This window comes from Lysobacter sp. GQ73, assembly GCF_059758755.1.
This window is the reverse complement of the sequence record NZ_JCAXEE010000002.1, coordinates 814,245-829,869: the sequence shown is the minus strand read 5'-3', so window position 1 is coordinate 829,869 and position 15,625 is coordinate 814,245. Positions and strand designations below refer to the sequence as shown.

Below are 15,625 nucleotides of genomic sequence, written 5' to 3'. Positions count from 1 at the left end.
CCGGCGCCGGCGTTTCCTGGTGCAGAGGCGGCGATCGCGCCGCATCGCGTCCGGGAGCTTCGTGCATGCCGCTGCAGTTCCATTTCGACGATCTCAGCCCGCACCATGCCATCGACGAAGGCCGGGTCGGCCATCGCCTGCGCCTGCGCATCGTCCTGGGCCGCCGCGAAGGCGCGCGCCTGCACTGGCTCGAGCGCTGCGACCGGCCCTACGACGAAGACATGCCGGCCGATACCTGGGTCGACATGTTCCGCATCGCCGGCGGGCGCTCGGCGATCTTCGCCCAGTGGCTCGGCACCGCCACCGACGAGGGGCGGATCGAACTCGACTTCGACGCGTTGGCGACGATGCGGCTGGCGCCGGACGCGCAACGCACCCTGCAATGGTGGGTAGTCGCGGTCGACGGCGAGGACGAGGACGGCGCCTGCGCCTGGGCGCTATGGCGCGGCGAACAGCGCCTGCGCTGCGACGGGCAGGGGCGGCCGGTCGAGCGCGATCTGGTGCAGATCGACAGCCGTCGCGGCGACGACGGCGATCCGCCGTATCCGGATGGTTTCCGCGTTTCGACCTGAGCCGCGCGCGGTGGCGCCGACCGGCCGGCCAGGAGCGGCGACTCCCCGCTCCGCCGCGTGGCTTTCGCCACGGCGGCGGGGCGGGGACAATCGGACTTTGCCGCCCGGAGTCGCCCGCATGCCCAGCTCGCCCCCCTCGCCGCGCCGTGTCCTCGTCACCGGCGGCAGCGGCGATCTCGGCCAGGCGATCTGTCTCGCCCTGGCGACGGCCGGCTGGCAGGTGATCGTGCACGCCAACCAGCACCTGGAGCGCGCGCAGCAGGTGGTCGCGCAGATTCGCGAGGCCGGCGGCCAAGCCTCCGCGGTCGCCTTCGACGTCGCCGACGATCGGGCCGCGCGCAGCGCCCTGGAAGCCCTGCTCGAAGCCGGACCGATCCAGGGCGTGGTCAACAACGCCGGCATCCACGACGACGCGCCGATGGCCGGCATGAGCCTGGCCCAGTGGACGCGGGTGATCGACGTGTCCCTGCACGGCTTCTTCCACGTCACCCAGCCCTTGCTGCTGCCGATGGCGCGCGCGCGTTGGGGGCGCATCGTCAACGTGTCTTCGGTCGCGGCGGTGCTCGGCAACCGCGGCCAGACCAATTACGCCGCGGCCAAGGCGGCGCTGCACGGCGCCTCCAGGTCGCTGGCGCGCGAGATGGCCAGCCGCGGCATCACCGTCAACGTGGTCGCGCCCGGCGTGATCGAAGGGCGCATGGCCGAGGCGGCGTTCAGCGCCGAAGCGATCAAGCAGATGGTCCCGGCCGGCCGCGCCGGCCGCGCCGACGAAGTCGCCGCGCTGGTCGCGTTCCTGTGCTCGGACGCGGCCGGCTACATCAACGGCCAGGTGATCGGGATCAACGGCGGCATGGGCTGAGGGGCGCGGCCCGGTCGACGTGTACAGGCCGACGAGGGCGGGCCGACGAGGGCGGGCCGACGAGGGCGGGCGATGCGGGCGTCGGAAATCATGACCGCCGGGGCCGGGAGGCCTGCTTCAGCGCCGCGCTCGGCCAGCCTTGCGCCCGCGCGCCGATGCCGAGCATCGCTGGGCGGCGACCGCTCACCGGGCGCTCACCCGACGCCGGGCCGCCCGGCGTAGCATGAGCTGTCCGCCGCGAAGGCCGTACGGGAGACTTCCGATGTCGCGCAGCCTGTTCATCGCTTTGTTCGCGCTGGCCTTGTCGGCCTGCGCCAGTTCCCACGTGATCACCGGCCAGCCGCGGCCGCCGGTGCCGGTGTCGCAGGTGCGGGTGTATTTCGCGCCGCCGCCGAGCCGCTACGAGGAAATCGCCCTGCTCGAAAGCAACAGCGGCGCGTTCACCTACGGCGAGCAGAACAAGATGGATTCGGTGGTGGCCAAGCTGCGCGCCGAAGCGGCCAAGCTCGGCGCCAACGGCGTGCTGTTCCAGGGCACCCAGGACGGCTACGGCGGCAGCGGCGTCAGCGTCGGCGCCGGCGGCGGCAGTTTCGGCGGGCGCCACTACAGCGGCGGCGGCGTCGGGGTCAGCATCAGCCCGCGGCAGAAGTTCGCGCGCGGCGTGGCGATCTACGTGCTGAATCCGCCGCCGATGAACGACCCGGGCCCGCAGGCGCCGCCGGCTAATCCGCCGCGCAACTGAGGCGGCGCACGGCGTTCTTGTGGCACCTGCCGTCGTCATCCCCGCTGAGGCGGGGGTGAATGGATGCGCTTGCGAGCCGCTGGCTCGCGCATCCGTGAACGCCAGGGGCGCAGAGAGTTCCAGCGTTTTGGCCCGAAAGCCCTGGATTCCCTTCTTCGCGCGACTCACGCGCGGGTAGGCGACGAAGACGACTCGCACGCTCGGCGAGCCTGCTTCTGCGGTAGAGCTCAACGCGTATGCGTTTGCGCCTTGTGCTCGGCCGCGCCGGAAAACTCGCCGCTCGGGTCGTCGATCAGCGGCGGGTTGGCGCGGATGCTGCGATAGACCGCGGGGATGCCGCCGCGGCGCAGGCATTGGCCGACGATGTGGCTGGTGATGCGGCTGAAATCTCGCAGCGGTTTGAAATGGCTGGCGCGGAATTGTTCCTGCGAATCCTGGTTCCCATAGCGCGATTCGATCGGCACCGAGACGCAGCGGGTGCCCAGTTGCTGCGCCGCCGACATCAGGATCTGCGCCTCGAACACGAAGTCTTCGCCGGGCACGTCGCCCAGGGCGACCACCGCGGCCGGGTACAGGCGCTGGCCGCTCTGGCTGTCGGCGATCTGGTAACCGGTGCCCCAGGCCACGCCCCAGTCGCCGAAATTATTGGCCAGGCGCCGGTAGGTCGGCTGCGAGGCGCGCTTGCGCAGGCGCGCGCCGATCACGATGTGGTCGGGATAGCGGTTGGCGCTTTCGATCAGCCGCGGGATGTCCTCGGCGGCGTGCTGGCCGTCGCCGTCCATGGTCAGCACGGCGGCGAAGCCGCGGCGCAGGGCCTCGGCGAAACCGTCGCGCAGGCTCGCTCCCTTGCCCTGGCGCTGCGCGTGACGCAACAAGGTCACCGGCAGGTCGGCGATGCGATCGGCGGTGCCGTCGTCGGAACCGTCGTCGATCACGATCACGTGCGTGCACTGGGCCAGCGCGCCTTCGACCACTTCGCGGATGCGCAAGGCCTCGTTGAGCGCCGGAATGACGACCGCGACGTTGTCGCGATCCAGGCGCGGCGGACGGGTCCGGTGCGCGGTCGCCGTCGCTGGCGTGTGGCCGTCGCGTCCTGGCGAACCGGGTCCTTCAATCATGGATCAGCTCCACCCGCAGGGTCCGGCCGCTACCGGCCGGCAATGCGAGGCGATCATGGCCCGAGGCCAAGGCGTCGAACAAGGGCAGCATCGCGGCGCTGGCGTTGCCGGTTCCGCGACGGGACAGCCTGCCCTCGAGCGGCGACGGCGGCTCGTCGCTGAGCCAGGCGCGCAGCAGCGGTCCGTGTGCGCGGCGTTCGGCCGGCGCGCGCGCGAGCACCAATGCCGCGCCGAGCAGGCCGTCGCTGGGCCACATCGTCTGCAGCGGGCCGGTCGCGGCGCCGTCGTAGCCGACCAGCAGCACCGCCTCGTCGCCGGCGGCGATCTGGGCCAGCGCTTCGATCAAGCCCTGGGCGAAGGTCGCTTCGAGCGCGCTCAGCGCGGTGGTGGGGCGCATCGCGCCGGCGCCGATGGTCCAGTAGCCGGCGGCGGCGTTGTGCACCGAATTGTGGAAGCGGGTCGGCGAGATCGTCCGCGGTTCGCTCGCCAAGGTCGCGCACATGTAGTCGGTGATCGCCATGTCGCCGTGGCAGGACACGAATACCGAGGGCAGTTCGGCCGGATCGCGGGCGGCGGCCTGGCAGGCGGCGAGCGCGACTTCCAGGGCCACCGCCACCGTCTCCGGCGCGCGCCGGCGTTCGTTCGGCGCCAGCAACTGCGGCGACGGCCGCGAAGGCGCGTCGGCGACGAGTTCGCCGTGCACGGCGAAAGCGCGAGCGGCCTCCCACGAGGGCAGGCCGCGGCTCCAATAGCCCACGCTTTCGACGACGGCGCTGAGCACCGGCGAGCGCCTCGTCGGCGGGTCGAGATCGGCGGCGGTCATGGGCGCGCGAACACCAGCGAGCAATTGTTGCCGCCGAAGCCGAAGGAATTGTTCATGGCGTAGCGGATCCGGGTGTCGGCCGAATCGAAGCGGATCTGCGGGCCGTTGGCCGGATCGGGCACGACGCTGTTGAGCGTGCCCGGCAGATGCTCGCGTTCGAGGGCGAGCAGGGCGATGGCCGACTCGACGATGCCGGCCGCGCCGAGCGTATGCCCGGTCCAGCCCTTGGTCGAGGAGGCGTGCAGGGTGTCGGGGAACAGCGCGGCGATCGCCAGCGCTTCGATCCTGTCGTTGGCCGGCGTGGCGGTGCCGTGCAGGTTGAGGTAACCGACCTCGGCCGCGTCGACGCCGGCGCGGGCCATCGCGTCGCTCATCGCCAGGCGCGCGCCCAGGCCTTCGGGATGCGGCGAGGACATGTGGTGGGCATCGCTGGATTCGCCGTAGCCGCGCAGCTCGAGCGCGGCGCGTTCGCCTTCGTCGAGGCGTTCGAGCACGGCGTAGCCGCCGGCCTCGCCGAGCGACAGGCCGATGCGCTCGGCATCGAAAGGGCGGCAGGGCGCGCTGGAGACCAGTTGCAGCGAGTTGAAACCGAACAACACGCTGCCGCACAGCGTGTCGACGCCGCCGACCAGGGCCGCGTCGGCCAGGCCCGCGGCGATCAGGCGCGCCGCTTGGGCGAACACCTTGGCGCTCGACGAGCAGGCGGTGGCGACGGTCACGCAGGGGCCGCGCAGGCCGGTCGCGGCGGCGACGAAGGCGCCCAGCGAATGCGGCGTATGCAGGGTCGGCCGGGCCAGGTCTTCGGGGAATGCGCGGCCGTCGTCGCGCAGGCGGGTATAGGCCTCCTCGGTCGCGCCGATGCTCGAGGTGGAGGTGCCGACGATCACCGCGACCCGTCCGGCGCCGTGGCGGGCGACCGCAGCGGCCAGCGCTTCGCGCACGCCGTCGTGCTGCAAGCTCAGCCAGGCCAGGCGGTTGTTGCGGCATTCCCACCCGCTCAGCGCGTCCGGCAGGTCGGCGTCCTCGAGCCCTTCGACCCGGCCGATCCAGCAGTCCAGCGGCGCCTCGCCGGCGGCGAGCGGGGCGAAGTCGTTGGGCCGCAGGCCGCTGCGCCGCTCGCGCAGGGCGTCCGCCTGGGCGTCCAGGCCGCGGCCGAGCGCAGTGGTCGCGGTGTAGGCGCGGATCGCCAGCGGCGGCATCGGTAAAGGTGGGGACGTCACGTAGTCGGTAGAATCGCGCGGTGGGGAACGCCCGCAGTATAGCGAGGGGCGCTCGGGGCGCCGCCGGCGGGGCCGCGCGGTCCCGCTCGGCTGCCGCGATGCAGCGACGCTGAATGCTTCATGCGCGGGCGATCGAATCGGTCGGTGAATGCGTCTGAATCGCCTGTCCGCGCCGCGATGTCGCCTTGCGGCGGCGGCGCGGCATCCTCATACCGCAGTAACTCGTCGCCTCGTTCCGGTTTTCCTACCCATGCAGGTCGCTTCCGCCGCCATGTCCCACCGCCTCGGCCACCGCTTGTCCCTGTTGGGCGATCGCGACGTGCTGCACGTCGCCGCGGTGGCCTCGGCCGCATGCGTGCTCAGCGCCGGCCTGGTCTACGTCGGCTACTTCGTGCACGTGTTGCGGGTCGCGCGCAATGCGCCCTGCCAGCCCGAGCGAGGCGAATGCGTGCTGCTGTTCGGCAAGCATGCGCCCGGCGGCCGCCTCGACCAGGATTTCGAGGCGCGCCTGGACCGCGCGGTGTCGCTGTGGCGCGAGCGTCCGCCGCGCAACGTGGTGCTGCTCGGCGGCGGCGCCGCCGACGAGCCCAGCGAGGCCGAACTCGCGCGCCACGGCCTGCTCGCGCGCGGTTTCGCCGCGGATGCGCCGATGCAGCTGGAGTCGGAGTCGCGCGACACCCTGCAGAACCTGCGCAACGCCCGGGTCGTGCTCGGCGAGGGCATGCGCTCGCGCGTCACTTTGCTGAGCAGCCGCTACCACCTCGCGCGCTGCGCCCTGTTCGCGCGCCAGCTCGGTTACGACTGGGAGCTGTGCGCGGCCGAGCCGCGCCTGCGCCTGAGCCCGCGCATGATGTGGCGCCTGGCCGGCGAGGCGGCGTACGTGTGCATGAGCGACATCGGTGCGCGCTGGGCGCGGCTGACCGGCAACCGGCGCATGCTCGCGCGGGTCAGCTGAGCCCAATCGCTGAACCGCACCGCTGAACCGCGGGTGGCGTCCGGCCGCGCGACGCAGTTTCGCAATGCGAAAATCCGGCGTCGTGACCGGCGTCTGCGGCCCGTGTGACGGTTATCCGCAGTCGCCTGGACCGAACGTCCCTGCGCGCGCAGGTCTCGCCGGGCGGGCACGCGGCGCGAGGCTCAGACGCTGGCGCTGCGACGGGCCTTCGCCGGCCGCGCGGCCGGCACGCGGATCGGCTCGGCGGCGATCTTGCGCGACAGCGCCTCGCGCAGATGCGCTTCGTTGCCCGAGCACACCGCGAGCACGCGGCAGGGGCTCGCCGATGCGGCGATGTAGGCATGGCCCATCGCGCTGTCGAAATAGATCGAGTCGCCGACGTCCAGGCGCGCCGGCGCGTACAGCTCGCTGTGCAGTTCGACCGTGCCTTCCAGGACCAGGGCGAATTCCTCGCCGGTGTGGCGGATCAAATCGCCGAACTCTTCCAGCGAGCGCGCGTGGACCTCGGCGATGATCGGCACCAGGCGCTTGTTGAGCAGTTCCGAGGCCGGATAGAAGTGGTGGTAGTGCTCGGTGCGGATCGCATAACCCTCGCCGGCGCGGGTGATGCTGCGGCGTCCGCTGAAGTGTTCGTTGACTCCCGGCGGTTGCGACGAGAACAACTCGCCGATGTCGACTTCCAGGCCCTGGGCGATGCGGGTGAGCTTGTCGAAACTCAACGACATCTTGCCGTTCTCGATCTTCGACAGAGTCGAGATCGGCAGGCCGGTGCGCGCGCCGATCTCGGCCAGGGTCCAGCCGCGCTGACGGCGCAGCATCCGCAGCGCGATCCCGGGGTTCGGGACCGCGGGAGCGGCCGTGGTTACGTTCTGGCTGCGCTTGGCGGGCATGAAGGCGGCCGAGAGGGGTCACGGACGACTCTAGGCGGCCCCCCAGGCCTTGCCAAGCCGCTAAAGCCAACCGTTGTTTAATTATCGAAAATAGTTTTCCGATCCGGAAAGCGGGACGGCGCAGCCGCAGCCGCCCGGGAACAGGCGGATCCTCCCGTTTCGCAGAGGGATCGGGGCGATCGTCCGCGCTTCGCAGTCCGGGGCGCCGCCGCCGCGACCGCGTACACTCGCCGCGAACGTCCGCGCCCGGGGGCGACCGCCAGCGCATGCCGCGGAATACCGGGCGACGGCGCAGCTGCTTTCGGGGGTCAGATGAAGTCCAAGCGTTCGATGCGCGGCATCGCGGTGTCCGGCGTCGCGGTGATGATGTTGGCCGGTTCCCTGTGGGCGCAGTCGCCGCCGGCGGACCCGCCCGAAGCGGCCAAACCGCCGCCCGCGCCGGCCAAGGTCGAGTCAACCGGAGCCGCGCCAACTCAAGCCGCACCAACTCAAGCCGAGCCGATCAAAGCCGAGCCGATCAAGGCAGCGGCGTCCACGGCCGCAGCCGCCCCCCCGCGCACGCCCCCGCCGGTGGCGAGCCCGGCCCGGCCGGCCGCGTCGTCGGCGTTTCCGGCCGCCACCCGGGCGCTGCCGCTGTCGGGCGCCGCGCCGACCGCGCCCGCCAACACCAACACCAACACCAACACGAGTGCGGCCCGGCCCACGCGTGCTTCGCCGGTGCCCTCGAAAGTGCCGAACCCGTCGACGGATACGCCGGTCGCCGACGAGGCGGCGGCCATCGCGGTGAAGGCCGCGCCGGTGAAAGCCGCGCCGGCCAAGCCCGCGGCGGGCCCGGCGGCGGCGCCGGACCGGGCATCGCAAGCCACGACCGCGGCCAACGCGCCGGCGAGCTTCGCGCCGCTGCCGGAACCGTTGCCGGAGGCGATCGCCGACGCGATCGACCCGGCGCCGCCGACGCAGACCGGCGCCCGGTCCGAGGACGGCCAGGCGATCCAGGCCGCACTCGCCGGCGGCGACGCAGCGGCCAGCGAAATCCTGCTCGAGCCCGGCGCGGCCGCGCCGATTCCGGTGCTCAGCGCGCCGGACCTGGAAGCCTACGTCGACGGCCTGGTGCCGTTGGCGATCGCGCGCGGCGGACTCGCCGGCGCGGTCGTGGTGGTGGTGCGCGACGGCCAGGTGCTGTTGGCGAAAGGTTACGGCTACGCCGACGTAGAGCAGCGCAGGCCGATGGACGCCGCGCGCACTCTGGTGCGCCCGGGCTCGATCTCGAAATTGTTCGTCTGGACCGCGGCGATGCAGTTGGTCGAGCAGGGCAAGCTCGACCTCGACGCCGACGTCAACCGCTACCTCGACTTCACGATCCGCGACTACGCCGGCCAGCCGGCGACGATGCGCCAGCTGATGACCCACACCGCCGGTTTCGAGGAGTCGGCCAAGCATCTGTTCGCCGCCGACCCATCGCGGCTGTTGCCGCTCGAGCGGTACCTGAAGCGGGTGCAGCCCGAGCGCATCTATCCGCCCGGCAAGGTGCCGGCGTATTCCAATTACGGCGCCGCGCTCGCCGCCTACATCGTCCAGCGCATCAGCAAGCAGCCTTTCGACGACTACATCGAAGCCAAGGTGTTCGCGCCGCTGCGCATGCGCCAGTCGAGCTTCCGCCAGCCGCTGCCGAAGGGCCTCGCCGGCGACATGGCCAAGAGTTACAAGACCGCCGGCGCCGCGCCGATTCCGTTCGAGCTGGTCAACCCGGCGCCCGCCGGCAGCCTGTCGACCACCGGCCTGGACATGGCGCGTTTCATGATCGCGCAGCTCGACCAGCGCGGCGCCGGCGCGGCGACGATCCTGCAACCGCACAGCCTGCAGACCCTGCATGCGACCGCCTCGCGGCCGATCCCGGGCCTGGATGCGATGGCGCTGGGGTTCTTTCGTCGCGACACCCGCGGCCCGGTGGCGATCGGCCACGGCGGCGCGACCGAGGCTTTCCAGAGCAATCTGGTATTGCTGCCGGCGCACGGGCTCGGCCTGTTCGTGTCCGCCGACGGCCCCGGCAGCGCCGGGCGCGCGCTGCATCGCGACCTGATCCAGGGAGTGATCCAGCGCTATTTCCCGGTGCGTGCGGCGCAACAGCCGACGCTGCCGACGGCGCGTCTGCACGCCGAGCAACTCGCCGGCCGCTACGAGAACAGCCGTTCGTCGAGCAGCAATTTCCTCGCTATCGCGCGCCTGCTCGGCAGCGCCAAGATCGAGGTCAACGACGACGACACCCTGAGCGTGTCGGCGTTCCGCACGCCCGACGGCCGGCCCAAGCGCTGGCGCGAAGTCGAGCCCTATCTCTGGCGCGAAGTCGGCGGCGACAGCCTGCTCGCGGCCAAGCTCGACGGCAACCAAGTGATCGCGGTCAGCAGCGATGACGTGCCGGCGGCGATGTGGCTGCAGCCGGTGCCGGGATGGCGTTCGCCGGGCTGGATGCTGCCGTTGTTGTGCCTCGCGCTCGCGGTGCAGGCACTGGCGGTCCTGTTGTGGCCGGTCGCGGCGTTGGTGCGCCGCCACACCCAACGGCGATTGCTGCTGAGCGAACGCGATCGCCGCCTGCGGTTGCTGAGTTTCCTCGGCTTGATCGGCAATCTCGCGCTGGCCTTGCTGTGGCTGTGGATCGTCGTCCGCATCGACGCTTCGGTGCGGATGCTCGACGGCGCGCTCGATCCCTGGATTCGCCTCGCTCAGTTGCTGGGGCTGGCGAGCGTGGCGACGGCGGTGGTCGCGGTGCTCAACGCGCGCGCGGTGTGGCGCGCGTCGCCGCAGCGCCTGCGCCGGGTCTGCGCGATCGCGGTCGCCGCGGCCAGCGTGGCGATGGTCTGGTACGTATTTGCGTTGCGGACGATGAGTTGGTCGCTGGTGTATTGAGTCGCCGCGGCGAGCATCGCCTGAAACGACGAGGCCGCGGAGCGATCCGCGGCCTCGTTGCCTGATGCGGGATGTCGCCCTCGGCTCAGCGCTTGCCCTTTTGCGCCGGCACGAAGTCCTCGCGCACCGCCTTGCCGAGCAGGTCCGGCGGCAGCAGGCCCTGGTCGAGCAGGTAGTTGTTGAACTTGAGCCGGTCGAAGCGATCGCCGAGCGCAAGTTCGGTTTCCATGCGCAGTTCCAGGATGCGGCTGTAGCCGTAGAAATAACTGCCGGCCTGGCCCGGTGCGCGGAACATGTAGCGGTCGAGTTCCTGCTTGGCCATCGCCTCGGACAGGCCGACCTGCTCGGACAGCACCCGCCCGGCGTTGGCGCGGTCGGTGAGGCCGAGGTTGAGCATCGGGTCGAGGATCGCGCGCGCCGCGCGCAGCAGGCGGAACTGCAGCGCGATCAGCTGCCCGTCGAGCGGCTCGTACGGCACCATCTCGGCTTCCGCGTACAGCGCCCAGCCTTCGACGTTGACCGAGTTGAAGGCGAACATCGAACGCGCCAGCGAGATGCCGCGCTCGACCATCGCGGTGAACTGCAGTTCGTGGCCCGGACGGCCCTCGTGCGCGGACAGGGTCCAGGCCACCGACTCGTAGTTGAAGTCGTCGTACTGCAGGGCCTTGCCGTCGGGGCTCGGCACCGACAGAGGCAGCACGAACTGGCCTTGTTGACCGGTGTTGCCGACCAGCGGCGCCGGCAGGAAGTGCGGCGCCGGCTGCGCCGCCGATTCGGCCTCGCTGCCCAGGCGCATCACCATCGGCCGCTGCGGAACGTCTACGATCCCCTGCTCGCGGATGATCGGGTCGATCGCATCGATCACCTTGCGATAGCGCGGTTCGAGCTGGTCGTTGGGGATGGTGTCGCGCTTGAGCGCGCGTATGACCTGCACATAGTCCTGCGGGTCGGCGACCTTGAGCCCCTTGGCCTTAGCGACCAGCGGCGCGAGTTGCGTCATCGCCGCGCGGGTTTCCATGAACTCGACCTGGGCGCGGCGGATCAGCAACTGCGGGTCGACGTCGATGCCGAACTGCTTGAGCGAATAGGCGTACAGCTCGGGCGGCAGGCGCGCGTCGCTGCGCGCCTTCGGCAGCACCGTGCTGCGGGTCCACTGGCCGTACTCGCGCAGCTGGGTCTCCATCGCCCTCAGCGCCGGCTCGGCGCCGCCGATCTTGTATTTCTCGAACAGCTTGCGGATGCCGGCGACATAGGTGTCGACGTTGCTCAGGGCCTGCTCGACCTCGAGCTTGGTCGGCTGCAGCAGGTTGGTATCGCTCAGGCGCTCCTCATAGCGCTGGCGCGCGAGCGCGGTCAGCGGCTCGCTGCCCGGCGCCAGGCCGACATAGGCGTTCAGGCGCGCGAGCGCGGCGCCGTGGCGTTCGGGGGTCTGCTCCGACAGCAGCGCCTGCATGCCCGAGAACACGGTCTGCGGCGCGTCGAACCACGGCAGCATCAGGCGCTCGTTGAGCGCGCTGCCTTCGATGTTGTCCTCGGCGGCCTGGATCATGATCTGCAGGTCCTGGCGCACGTCGGGGTTGCGCTCGACTTCGAGCTTGGCCTGCAGCCCGCGCTTGGCCTCGGCCATCGCCGCGCGGAAGCGCTTGCCGACCTCGGGCTTGAGGTCGCTGACCTTGTCGTCGTAGCCGGGCACGCCGAAGAACGACATCTGTTCGGGGGCGAAACGGCCCTGCGCTTCGATCAGGATCTTGGCGTATTCGTTGCTCTGCGCGACCCAGGCCGGCACCGGCTTGGCGGCGGCTTGCGGTGCAGCCTTCGGCGCGGGGGCGGCGCCGGCGGGGGCGAAGGCGAGTGTGGGCGCGGACAGCGCGAGGGCGACGGCGAAAACGAGCGGCTTCATGAGGTGGCTCACTGGGTTGAAGCGGCCAGCATCGGCGCGGCGGCGCGCCGGGCCAAGCGCCGAAGGTCATGCGACGGGGCGGGATCGATTGGAGAACCACGAGTTCGAGCGGGCCGGGACCGCCACGACGATGCTGCGCCGGGCGGTCCTGTCGAAGGGGGCGTGGTCTAAGCGTTCACAGCAGATCGATCGAGGTGTGGTCCGCGTCGAGATTGACCCGCATCACGTGATAGCGCCAGGCGCCCTGCTCCTTGACCGCTTCGATCTGCACGTCGCCCTTGCCCTTAGGGCCGCGCACGAAGATGAACAACTTGGCCACGCCGTCCTCCTTCGGCTCGACCGCGCCGAGCACGAAGGTGTCCTCGAGCGGCTCGCCGAGCGCGGCTTTCACTTCGGGATTCGCGCGCGCCCGTTCCATCGCCTCGATGAACGGCGGGGTGTAGCGCATCGAATCCATCACCGAATAAGTCATCCATGCCCCGATCGCGAGGCTCAGGGTGAACAACGTGCCCAGGGCCAGCAGCAGGGTCAGGATCCAGTGACGCTGTACCCAGGGCTTGCGGTACGGCGCGGCGGGGCGGGAGGCGTTCATGGCAGGGCATCCATTCGGCGGCGTCGGCGCGCTCAGGGCTTGAGGCAGCGGTCGAAGAAGTCTTCGGTCAGGCGCAGCCGGTGCAGGTTGTCGCGGCCGCGCAGGCCGTGCTTGGCGCCCGGATAGGTCATCAGCTCGAACGGTTGGCCGCGCTGTTGCAGAGCGCTCATCAGCACGGTCGAGTTGGTGAACAGGACGTTGTCGTCGGCCATGCCGTGGATCAGCAACAGCTTCGAGGTCAGCCCGTCGATGTGCTCGAGCACGCGGCCTTCGCGATAGCCCTCGGGGTTGGCCTTCGGCAAGCCCATGTAGCGCTCGGTGTAGTGCGTGTCGTATAGGCCCCAGTCGGTGACCGGCGCGCCGGCGACGCCGCAGGCGTAGCGGTCGCTGGCCTTGGCCAGCAGCATCAAGGTCATGTAGCCGCCGTTGGACCACCCGTAGACGCCGATCTTGTCGCCGTCGACCCAGGGCTGCGACTGCAACCACTCGACGCCCTTGAGCTGGTCGGCCACTTCCACCGTCCCCTGCCTGCCGTACAGCGCGCCACCGAAGGCCGCGCCGCGGCGCGGCGTGCCGCGGTTGTCGATCGAGAACACCACGTAGCCGCGCTGGGCCAGGTACTGGTTGAAGTCCGGCGACCAGGTGCGCTTGACGGTCTGGGTGGCCGGGCCGCCGTAGACGTAGACCACCACCGGATAGCGCCGGCCCGGATCGAAGCCGGTCGGCTTGATCAGGCTGTAATGCAGCGGGGTCTTGCCGTCGGCGGCGCGGATGGTGCCGTATTCGACCGGGCGCTGAGCGGCGCGGTACGGCGCGAACGGATGCGCGGCGTCGTCGAGATCGTTGTCGATCAGCGCGGCGATGCGGGTGCCGTCGTTGCGGTACAGCTCCAGCTGCGGCGGCGTGGTCGGGTTCGACCAGGCGTCGACGTAGACCTTGGCGTTGTCGGCGAAGCTGGCCGAGTGGTAGCCGTCGGCCTTGGACAGGCGTTCGACCGGGCCGCCGGCGAGGGCGACGCGATAAACCTGGCTGTCGAGCGGCGAGTCCTTGCCGGCGGCGAAATAGACCTGGCCGGCGTCTTCGTCGACCGCGAGCACGCTGTCGACCGGCCAGTCGCCGGAGGTCAGCGCGGTCGCCTTGCCGTCGTCGCCGAGCAGGTACAGATGCTCATGGCCGCTGCGCTCGCTGTTCCACAGCAGGCGGCCGTCCTTGAGGAAGCGCAGGTCGTTGTGCAACGGCACCCAGGTCTTGGAGCGCTCGCTGACCAGGGTGCGCTGCTTGCCGCTGCCGAGGTCGGTCTCGATCAGCTCGAGCAGGTGCTGGTCGCGCGACTGGCGCTGGAAAGTCAGGCGCTGCGGATCGCGCCAATCGACGCGGGCCAGGTAGATGTCCGGGTTCTTGCCGAGGTCGATCTCGCGCGGCGCGGCCTTGGCGCCGACCGGCGCGACCAGCAGGCGCACGCCGACGTTGGCGTCGCCGGCCGCCGGATAACGCTGCTCGACCACGTCGGTGCGGTCCGGGTAGACCTCGTAGCGCTTCTGCACCGGCACTGCCGATTCGTCGATCCGCGCATAGGCGATCGCGCTGTCGTCGGGCGCCCACCAGTAACCGGTGTGGCGGTCCATTTCCTCGTCGGCGACGAATTCGGCGACGCCGTTGCCGATGGTGTCGCTGCCGTCGAAAGTGAGCTGGGTCGCCTTGCCGTCGGCCAGGGCGATCACCCACAGGTTGCGCTCGCGCACGAAGCTGACGTAACCGCCCTTCGGCGACAGCTTGGGATCGGTGGCGAAGCCTTCGCCGTGGGTGAGCTTGCGCACCGCGGCCTTGCCCGACTTGCCCAGGTCGTACAGGTACAGCTCGCCGCCGAGCGGGAACAGCAGGCGCTTGCCGTCGGGCGACCACTGGTAGTCGACGATGCCCGACAGCGCGGCGATGCGCTGGCGTTCGCGGCGCGCCTTCTCGGCGTCGCTGAGCACTTCCGCGCCCGGCAGCACGTCGTCGGAATCGACCAGCAGCTCGGTCTTGCCGCTGGCGATGTCGTACGCCCACAGGTCCAGGCGGTTCTTGTCGCGCTGCTTGCCGCGCAGGAAACCGACCCGGCTGCCGTCGGGCGCGATCTTGGCCTTGACCAGGCTCGGCCCCGACAGGGGCGCATCGCCGGTCAGCGCTTCCAGGGTCAGCCGGCCCGGCGCCGGCGCGGTGGCGGGCGAGGCGGCGAGGGCGAGGCTGGGCGTGGCGGCGATCGACATGGCGAGCAGGCAGGAAGCGAGGCGGTTGTTCATGCGGGCGAGGGTTCCGGAGCGTGGCCTCGGCGGCGAGGCGTCAAGGGGTTGGGGTCGGCGTGCCGAACAGATGGCGGCGCATCTCGTCGGTCATCGTACGGTCGGCACGGTAGGCCCGGCCCATCTCGTAGACGCGCCCGAACGCCGGCCGCGACGACAGCGCATCGTGCCAGCGCTGCACGTTCGGATAAGCGCTCAGGTCGACGTGATGCCATTCGTGCTCGCGGGTCCAGGGGTAACAGGCGAAATCGGCGATGCTGAGTGTATCGGCGGCGACGAACTCGCGCCCGGCCAGGCGCCGGTCGAGCACGCCGTACAGGCGCTCGGTCTCGCGCTGGTAACGATCGATCGCATACGGCACCTTTTCCGGCGCGTAGCGGTTGAAGTGATGGTTCTGGCCCAGCATCGGGCCGTAGCCGCCGACCTGCCAGAACAGCCATTCGCCGACCTCGACCTGTCCGCGCAGGTCGGCGGGCAGGAACAAGCCGGTCTTGGCCGCCAGATACTGCAAGATCGCTCCGGACTCGAACACGCTGATCGGCGCGCCGCCATCCGCCGGGGCATGGTCGACGATCGCCGGCATGCGGTTGTTCGGCGAAATGCGCAGGAATTCGGGCTTGAACTGGTCGCCGGCGCCGATGTCGACCGGCTTGATCGCATAGTCGAGCCCGGTCCCCGCCTGCAGGGCCTCTTCCAGGAACAGGGTGATCTTGTGGCCGTTCGGGGTCGGCCAGTAATAAAGGTCGATCATCGGCAACTCCGCGTCGA

At 70.7% G+C, this 15,625-nt stretch carries 13 protein-coding genes; 5 read left to right on the top strand and 8 right to left on the bottom strand.

The window, feature by feature from the left end; genetic code table 11:
* The first annotated feature begins 65 nt into the window (after nucleotides 1-65).
* The 3 genes from AC6CH2_RS08395 (at nucleotide 66) to AC6CH2_RS08385 (ending at nucleotide 2,173) form a co-directional block, all read left to right on the top strand.
* Nucleotides 66-572: a hypothetical protein gene (locus AC6CH2_RS08395; RefSeq protein WP_498268840.1), complete on the top strand. Its 507-nt coding sequence runs from the start codon at nucleotides 66-68 to the stop codon at nucleotides 570-572.
* Between the two features lie 118 nt (nucleotides 573-690).
* Nucleotides 691-1,431 carry a 3-oxoacyl-ACP reductase FabG gene (gene fabG, locus AC6CH2_RS08390; protein WP_498268839.1) on the top strand — a complete coding sequence of 247 codons (741 nt, stop codon included), beginning with the start codon at nucleotides 691-693 and terminating at the stop codon, nucleotides 1,429-1,431.
* Nucleotides 1,432-1,693: 262 nt separating this feature from the next.
* Nucleotides 1,694-2,173, top strand: a complete 480-nt coding sequence (locus tag AC6CH2_RS08385) for a hypothetical protein (RefSeq protein WP_498268838.1) — start codon at nucleotides 1,694-1,696, stop codon at nucleotides 2,171-2,173.
* 227 nt (nucleotides 2,174-2,400) lie between these two features.
* Here the strand turns inward: AC6CH2_RS08385 and AC6CH2_RS08380 are convergent, their stop codons facing one another.
* Genes AC6CH2_RS08380 through AC6CH2_RS08370 form a run of 3 tightly spaced genes read right to left on the bottom strand, consistent with a single transcriptional unit; the run spans nucleotide 2,401 to nucleotide 5,313 of the window.
* Nucleotides 2,401-3,291 carry a glycosyltransferase family 2 protein gene (locus tag AC6CH2_RS08380; protein ID WP_498268837.1) on the bottom strand — a complete coding sequence of 297 codons (891 nt, stop codon included), beginning with the start codon at nucleotides 3,289-3,291 and terminating at the stop codon, nucleotides 2,401-2,403.
* On the bottom strand, nucleotides 3,284-4,072 hold the full coding sequence (locus AC6CH2_RS08375) for a beta-ketoacyl synthase chain length factor (protein ID WP_498269103.1): 789 nt from the start codon (nucleotides 4,070-4,072) through the stop codon (nucleotides 3,284-3,286). Before AC6CH2_RS08375 ends, AC6CH2_RS08380 begins: the two co-directional genes overlap by 8 nt.
* A gap of 38 nt (nucleotides 4,073-4,110) precedes the next feature.
* Nucleotides 4,111-5,313 (bottom strand): beta-ketoacyl-[acyl-carrier-protein] synthase family protein, encoded by a 1,203-nt coding sequence (locus AC6CH2_RS08370; protein WP_498269102.1) that lies wholly within the window; start codon nucleotides 5,311-5,313, stop codon nucleotides 4,111-4,113.
* A gap of 292 nt (nucleotides 5,314-5,605) precedes the next feature.
* Between AC6CH2_RS08370 and AC6CH2_RS08365 the strand changes: the two genes are divergently transcribed.
* Nucleotides 5,606-6,289 carry a YdcF family protein gene (locus tag AC6CH2_RS08365; protein ID WP_435397357.1) on the top strand — a complete coding sequence of 228 codons (684 nt, stop codon included), beginning with the start codon at nucleotides 5,606-5,608 and terminating at the stop codon, nucleotides 6,287-6,289.
* Between the two features lie 182 nt (nucleotides 6,290-6,471).
* Here the strand turns inward: AC6CH2_RS08365 and AC6CH2_RS08360 are convergent, their stop codons facing one another.
* Nucleotides 6,472-7,179 carry a helix-turn-helix domain-containing protein gene (locus tag AC6CH2_RS08360; protein ID WP_498268836.1) on the bottom strand — a complete coding sequence of 236 codons (708 nt, stop codon included), beginning with the start codon at nucleotides 7,177-7,179 and terminating at the stop codon, nucleotides 6,472-6,474.
* Between the two features lie 312 nt (nucleotides 7,180-7,491).
* Between AC6CH2_RS08360 and AC6CH2_RS08355 the strand changes: the two genes are divergently transcribed.
* The gene (locus AC6CH2_RS08355; RefSeq protein WP_498268835.1) at nucleotides 7,492-10,083 is read left to right on the top strand and encodes a serine hydrolase domain-containing protein; all 2,592 of its coding nucleotides are present in this window, start codon (nucleotides 7,492-7,494) and stop codon (nucleotides 10,081-10,083) included.
* A gap of 85 nt (nucleotides 10,084-10,168) precedes the next feature.
* Here AC6CH2_RS08355 and AC6CH2_RS08350 read toward each other — a convergent pair whose 3' ends face one another.
* From AC6CH2_RS08350 to AC6CH2_RS08335, 4 genes are all read right to left on the bottom strand, one after another.
* The gene (locus tag AC6CH2_RS08350; RefSeq protein ID WP_498268834.1) at nucleotides 10,169-11,983 is read right to left on the bottom strand and encodes a DUF885 domain-containing protein; all 1,815 of its coding nucleotides are present in this window, start codon (nucleotides 11,981-11,983) and stop codon (nucleotides 10,169-10,171) included.
* Nucleotides 11,984-12,158: 175 nt separating this feature from the next.
* Nucleotides 12,159-12,575: a cytochrome c oxidase assembly factor Coa1 family protein gene (locus AC6CH2_RS08345; RefSeq protein WP_498268833.1), complete on the bottom strand. Its 417-nt coding sequence runs from the start codon at nucleotides 12,573-12,575 to the stop codon at nucleotides 12,159-12,161.
* A gap of 32 nt (nucleotides 12,576-12,607) precedes the next feature.
* Entirely contained in the window at nucleotides 12,608-14,824 is a 2,217-nt protein-coding gene (locus AC6CH2_RS08340) for a S9 family peptidase (protein ID WP_498269101.1), read from the bottom strand.
* Nucleotides 14,825-14,897: 73 nt separating this feature from the next.
* Nucleotides 14,898-15,608 (bottom strand): glutathione binding-like protein, encoded by a 711-nt coding sequence (locus tag AC6CH2_RS08335; RefSeq protein ID WP_498268832.1) that lies wholly within the window; start codon nucleotides 15,606-15,608, stop codon nucleotides 14,898-14,900.
* Between the last annotated feature and the right edge of the window lie 17 nt (nucleotides 15,609-15,625).